This is a genomic window from Flavobacterium sp., assembly GCF_044369455.1.
GTDB lineage: Bacteria > Bacteroidota > Bacteroidia > Flavobacteriales > Flavobacteriaceae > Flavobacterium.
Genome location: NZ_JBIPLW010000096.1, coordinates 1 through 5,981, shown reverse-complemented (window position 1 = coordinate 5,981; position 5,981 = coordinate 1). Strand labels below are relative to the sequence as shown.

Below are 5,981 nucleotides of genomic sequence, written 5' to 3'. Positions count from 1 at the left end.
AGTCGACGCAATGAGGGTCGTGGCAATGTTGAAGGTGGTCGCTACCAACAGCTTCTATCCGGCCTCCCCGTTTCCAAGCGTTCACATCACGGATCGCATCGAGGCTTCGTTTTTCTACGATCTTCATCAACAATCCGATCAATCGTTCGTCCGAAAATTGCTTAGGTTGAGTTACTCGCTCTAACTCCCCAACTCTTTGAATCCACTCGTGCGCAGCGTCATTTACGATCTGCGAAACATCCACGCGTGAGCGAATCCTTTGCGAAACTCTCGACATCGCTTTACTCTCTAGGATTGTCCAGTACATTCGCAGAATGGCTGCGAAGCGATCTTCTCTCGGGTTCGGGCTATTCATCGTTGATCGTTTCGAATCGGGGTGATAGATCCAACGTGCGATTTTGCTTCGCTGTCAGCACTATCGTAAAGCACACCCAACGGCCGATGCAATCGTTTCAACGGAAAGATCTGAAAGAATCTGTCTGCGGAGCTCTACGACAAAATTCCAAAAAGAAACCTGAAAGAGTTGCACTGCATCCCACTGGATCGGTATTGGTTCTTCCACTCCAATCGGGTGGTTTGAATTCGCCTGGCAGCAAGCCAACCGTGAACAGGGCTGATATGCTTCTTGGCTCGCATCCGTGAAATTCCGCGTGAATCCGTGGCTGGTTTTCGAGATCCTTTTCTAGCCACGGATGGGCTCGGATCCAACACGGATACCAAGTGAGCTGAGTCAAGTTAGCAGGAGACTTTCTTTTTTGTTGCCAACTATGCAAATCGAACAACTTCCTATTCGGTGGCATCCACGACTTTGCGCGAAAACACTGTAGACCAATGACTCGAAACACCTATGGATACACACTTGCTCATGCAGATTCGAGGAAACAAACAATACCACGGATGATGTAGCTCAACGAATACGTTGTACAAAAACAAATTCCTTGCCTAACATGTTCTTTGCAGTGGCTATTTTATCTGACGGTAGTGCCTCGACGAATTGACTCAACATACCCGCGGCCAATTTTCCAATCGCTTCGTCTGTTGCTTTGTCAACCTCTTCAATTACTGGGCCGAGTAGGTCTATCTCACCTTTCGACAAACCGATTTCTTGTCCTAACGCACCATGCGTGATGGCCTTCCCAAGCCCAACGGTCGCAATCTCCAGGCGAACCGCTAAACTTCGCAAGAGCAAGAAACCCTCAGGACCCAATTTCTCGTCCAACAACTCGTTAACCTGATCTAACCTTTTTTGCAATTCGTTCACACGTTCCATCGGTTCCATTCTTAAGATTTTCTCGCTCGGGTGTCGCATTGTGTTGCGATAGTCCTTCAAACAATCTCTCACGCTTTCGAGAGTCCTGAAGTCCAATGGTACTTCCTTTGCGATTTCTGGAACTTCAATTAGGGACGCGAGAACTACTTTGGAAAACGGATACTTGACCTTCTTCCAAGTATTCTCGACTCTGAAACTAGGAGCGAGAAATCCAGAACCCACGAGATCGCGTGCTCGAGTAAGGGATGAAGTCGACAAATGACTCGACAGCTTCGCGAAAGAAAGTGAGTACTGCTCGTTGACGCTTGCGGAGAACTCTTTATCCAGACTTTCCAGCTTTGAACGCATCGCATCCTTCTGACTCGCTGTAATACCAAGATGCGATCCGAAGTACCCTCCCAAGGCAGTCGGACCGAATCCGACTTTGTAGATCTCAATTTGATAGCCCAATTGAGGTATTCGTTTAATTTGATTTGGATCAAAAATCTCCACTATGCGCGCATCAGCCGAAGACTGTTTCTCTTCCAATTTTTTCTTCAACAAGTCGAATGAAACGTTCCCCCGTTCCCTAACCGTTTCAAGATCACCGCCATTGCTTTCGAGCAGTTCACGAAGCTCTACTTCTTGCCATCTCTCGAGCCTCAACTCGCGAGCAACAGACTCGTTTCGGGCTAACGGGATTAAGCCGCGAAGATTCCTCGGATCGGGAACATCCGTCACCCCCTGCGCCAGACTAACATTCGCGACGACGGAAAAATACAGAGTAAGAACGAACCACGAAAATGACCACATCGAATGCGAGAATCGCTCGAAGCTTTCCGTTACGGAAGTCCACCTATTGCTTACCATACGAACAGACATTCTGAGCGACATATTCACCTCGAGACCTGCGTAAAATCGCTTTACTCTTGAGTAACACGGGGAAGCATACAAAACTATCCTGGCAACCAATAGAATAAGGTTGCATCGGATGCAACCTCATCCCAAGTACCAGGAAAATACTCGCAGTAAGTAGTGATCTTGGCCGTTATCGTCGGATACTCGACAGATCCATATCCAAGAATATCGCACTCTTCAGTATTGATGGCGGACTGATTGACAGTACCTACTCCAGTAACTGTATCAATCACGAAGCCTGTACCACTGATAAATTCAATCTTCCATGCAAACATAAAGGTTCCGGGGACTGAATTATGCATTCTCCATTTCACGTCCAATTCAGCGCCAGTGCCGAAGAAATCCCACGGATGGCCATTTACGTTTTTCCTTATGAGCTCAAAATCCGTATTTGGAGATTGAGCCATAGACTTATCAAATGACACTAGCCCAAATAAGCAACAAAACATGAACAATCTGGTTACCATTACTATCATCTCAACTTCGAAGTGCTTCCACTGAATTGTCATTCGCCACTAAAGAACCAATCGTAATCGGTGTCCGTTCCAGCGGGAAAATTTCCATTTTCCGAAACTATTTTTTCGTCTCTCGTCTCTCGTCTCTCGTCTCTCGTCTCTCGTCAAGTTGATCGCCTTCGCAACGGCAGCGATCGATTTCCTTATTCTCTGCACCGATGCCAAAGTGATTCGCATTCGTTCAGCAATCTCGATCTCGGAATAGCCATAGCAACGTAGCTCAAGCACTTGCTGCTGCATGCTGTCCAGATGAATGTCCAGCAACGAACGCATTTCCGCAGCTTGCATTTCGGACGAACAATCCGAGCAATGAGGATCCGTGCATTGCTGAAGGTGTTCACTACCGAACGCTTCCAACTGGCCTCCTCGTTTCCAAGCGTTCACATCACGAATCGCATCGAGGCTTCGTTTTTCTACGATCTTCATCAACAATCCGATCAATCGTTCGTCCGAAAATTGCTTAGGTTGAGTTAATCGCTCTAACTCCCCAACTCTTTGAATCCACTCGTGCGCAGCATCATTCACGATCTGCGAAACATCCACGCGAGAGCGAATCCTTTGCGAAACTCTCGATATCGCTTTGCTCTCCAGGATTGTCCAGCGCAGTCGCAAAATGGCTGCGAAGCGATCTTCTCTCGGGTTCGGGCTATTCATCGTTGATCGTTTGGAATCGGGGTGTTTGATCCAACGCGCGATTTTGATTCGCTGTCCGCACTATCGTAAAGCACTACCAACGGCCGATGCAATCGTTTCAACGGAAGAATCCGAAAGAATCTTGCACGCCGAGCTCTGCGACAGAATTTCTAAATGAAACCTGAAAAAGTTGCTCTGTATCCCTAAGGATCGGTCGTCGTTCCTTCGCTCCAATCGGGTGGTTTGAATTCGCCTGGCAGCAAGCCAACCGTGAACAGGGCTGATATGCTTCTTGGCTCGCATCCGTGAAATTCCGCGTGAATCCGTGGCTGGTTTTCGAGATCCTTTTCTAGCCACGGATGGGCTCGGATCCAACACGGATACCAAGTGAGCTGAGTCAAGTTAGCAGGAGACTTTCTTTTTTGTTGCCAACTATGCAAATCGAACAACTTCCTATTCGGTGGCATCCACGACTTTGCGCGAAAACACTGTAGACCAATGACTCGAAACACCTATGGATACACACTTGCTCATGCAGATTCGAGGAAACAAACAATACCACGGATGATGTAGCTCAACGAATACGTTGTACAAAAACAAATTCCTTGCCTAACATGTTCTTTGCAGTGGCTATTTTATCTGACGGTAGTGCCTCGACGAATTGACTCAACATACCCGCGGCCAATTTTCCAATCGCTTCGTCTGTTGCTTTGTCAACCTCTTCAATTACTGGGCCGAGTAGGTCTATCTCACCTTTCGACAAACCGATTTCTTGTCCTAACGCACCATGCGTGATGGCCTTCCCAAGCCCAACGGTCGCAATCTCCAGGCGAACCGCTAAACTTCGCAAGAGCAAGAAACCCTCAGGACCCAATTTCTCGTCCAACAACTCGTTAACCTGATCTAACCTTTTTTGCAATTCGTTCACACGTTCCATCGGTTCCATTCTTAAGATTTTCTCGCTCGGGTGTCGCATTGTGTTGCGATAGTCCTTCAAACAATCTCTCACGCTTTCGAGAGTCCTGAAGTCCAATGGTACTTCCTTTGCGATTTCTGGAACTTCAATTAGGGACGCGAGAACTACTTTGGAAAACGGATACTTGACCTTCTTCCAAGTATTCTCGACTCTGAAACTAGGAGCGAGAAATCCAGAACCCACGAGATCGCGTGCTCGAGTAAGGGATGAAGTCGACAAATGACTCGACAGCTTCGCGAAAGAAAGTGAGTACTGCTCGTTGACGCTTGCGGAGAACTCTTTATCCAGACTTTCCAGCTTTGAACGCATCGCATCCTTCTGACTCGCTGTAATACCAAGATGCGATCCGAAGTACCCTCCCAAGGCAGTCGGACCGAATCCGACTTTGTAGATCTCAATTTGATAGCCCAATTGAGGTATTCGTTTAATTTGATTTGGATCAAAAATCTCCACTATGCGCGCATCAGCCGAAGACTGTTTCTCTTCCAATTTTTTCTTCAACAAGTCGAATGAAACGTTCCCCCGTTCCCTAACCGTTTCAAGATCACCGCCATTGCTTTCGAGCAGTTCACGAAGCTCTACTTCTTGCCATCTCTCGAGCCTCAACTCGCGAGCAACAGACTCGTTTCGGGCTAACGGGATTAAGCCGCGAAGATTCCTCGGATCGGGAACATCCGTCACCCCCTGCGCCAGACTAACATTCGCGACGACGGAAAAATACAGAGTAAGAACGAACCACGAAAATGACCACATCGAATGCGAGAATCGCTCGAAGCTTTCCGTTACGGAAGTCCACCTATTGCTTACCATACGAACAGACATTCTGAGCGACATATTCACCTCGAGACCTGCGTAAAATCGCTTTACTCTTGAGTAACACGGGGAAGCATACAAAACTATCCTGGCAACCAATAGAATAAGGTTGCATCGGATGCAACCTCATCCCAAGTACCAGGAAAATACTCGCAGTAAGTAGTGATCTTGGCCGTTATCGTCGGATACTCGACAGATCCATATCCAAGAATATCGCACTCTTCAGTATTGATGGCGGACTGATTGACAGTACCTACTCCAGTAACTGTATCAATCACGAAGCCTGTACCACTGATAAATTCAATCTTCCATGCAAACATAAAGGTTCCGGGGACTGAATTATGCATTCTCCATTTCACGTCCAATTCAGCGCCAGTGCCGAAGAAATCCCACGGATGGCCATTTACGTTTTTCCTTATGAGCTCAAAATCCGTATTTGGAGATTGAGCCATAGACTTATCAAATGACACTAGCCCAAATAAGCAACAAAACATGAACAATCTGGTTACCATTACTATCATCTCAACTTCGAAGTGCTTCCACTGAATTGTCATTCGCCACTAAAGAACCAATCGTAATCGGTGTCCGTTCCAGCGGGAAAATTTCCATTTTCCGAAACTATTTTTTCGTCTCTCGTCTCTCGTCTCTCGTCTCTCGTCTCTCGTCAAGTTGATCGCCTTCGCAACGGCAGCGATCGATTTCCTTATTCTCTGCACCGATGCCAAAGTGATTCGCATTCGTTCAGCAATCTCGATCTCGGAATAGCCATAGCAACGTAGCTCAAGCACTTGCTGCTGCATGCTTTCCAGATGAATGTCCAGCAACGAACGCATTTCCGCAGCTTGCATTTCGGACGAACAATCCGAGCAATGAGGAT

General features: G+C 47.2%; 6 protein-coding genes. All 6 read right to left on the bottom strand.

Annotation, left to right across the window (positions count from 1 at the left end; all coding sequences use genetic code 11):
• The coding region (locus ACIQ2L_RS14780; RefSeq protein WP_396160197.1) for a hypothetical protein at nucleotides 1-355 on the bottom strand (355 nt) is incomplete at its 3' end.
• Between the two features lie 552 nt (nucleotides 356-907).
• The gene (locus tag ACIQ2L_RS14775; protein WP_396160193.1) at nucleotides 908-2,062 is read right to left on the bottom strand and encodes a hypothetical protein; all 1,155 of its coding nucleotides are present in this window, start codon (nucleotides 2,060-2,062) and stop codon (nucleotides 908-910) included.
• 143 nt (nucleotides 2,063-2,205) lie between these two features.
• Nucleotides 2,206-2,634 (bottom strand): hypothetical protein, encoded by a 429-nt coding sequence (locus tag ACIQ2L_RS14770; protein WP_396160191.1) that lies wholly within the window; start codon nucleotides 2,632-2,634, stop codon nucleotides 2,206-2,208.
• Between the two features lie 48 nt (nucleotides 2,635-2,682).
• On the bottom strand, nucleotides 2,683-3,336 hold the full coding sequence (locus tag ACIQ2L_RS14765) for a hypothetical protein (RefSeq protein WP_396160195.1): 654 nt from the start codon (nucleotides 3,334-3,336) through the stop codon (nucleotides 2,683-2,685).
• A gap of 553 nt (nucleotides 3,337-3,889) precedes the next feature.
• On the bottom strand, nucleotides 3,890-5,044 hold the full coding sequence (locus ACIQ2L_RS14760) for a hypothetical protein (RefSeq protein ID WP_396160193.1): 1,155 nt from the start codon (nucleotides 5,042-5,044) through the stop codon (nucleotides 3,890-3,892).
• Nucleotides 5,045-5,187: 143 nt separating this feature from the next.
• On the bottom strand, nucleotides 5,188-5,616 hold the full coding sequence (locus ACIQ2L_RS14755; RefSeq protein WP_396160191.1) for a hypothetical protein: 429 nt from the start codon (nucleotides 5,614-5,616) through the stop codon (nucleotides 5,188-5,190).
• Between the last annotated feature and the right edge of the window lie 365 nt (nucleotides 5,617-5,981).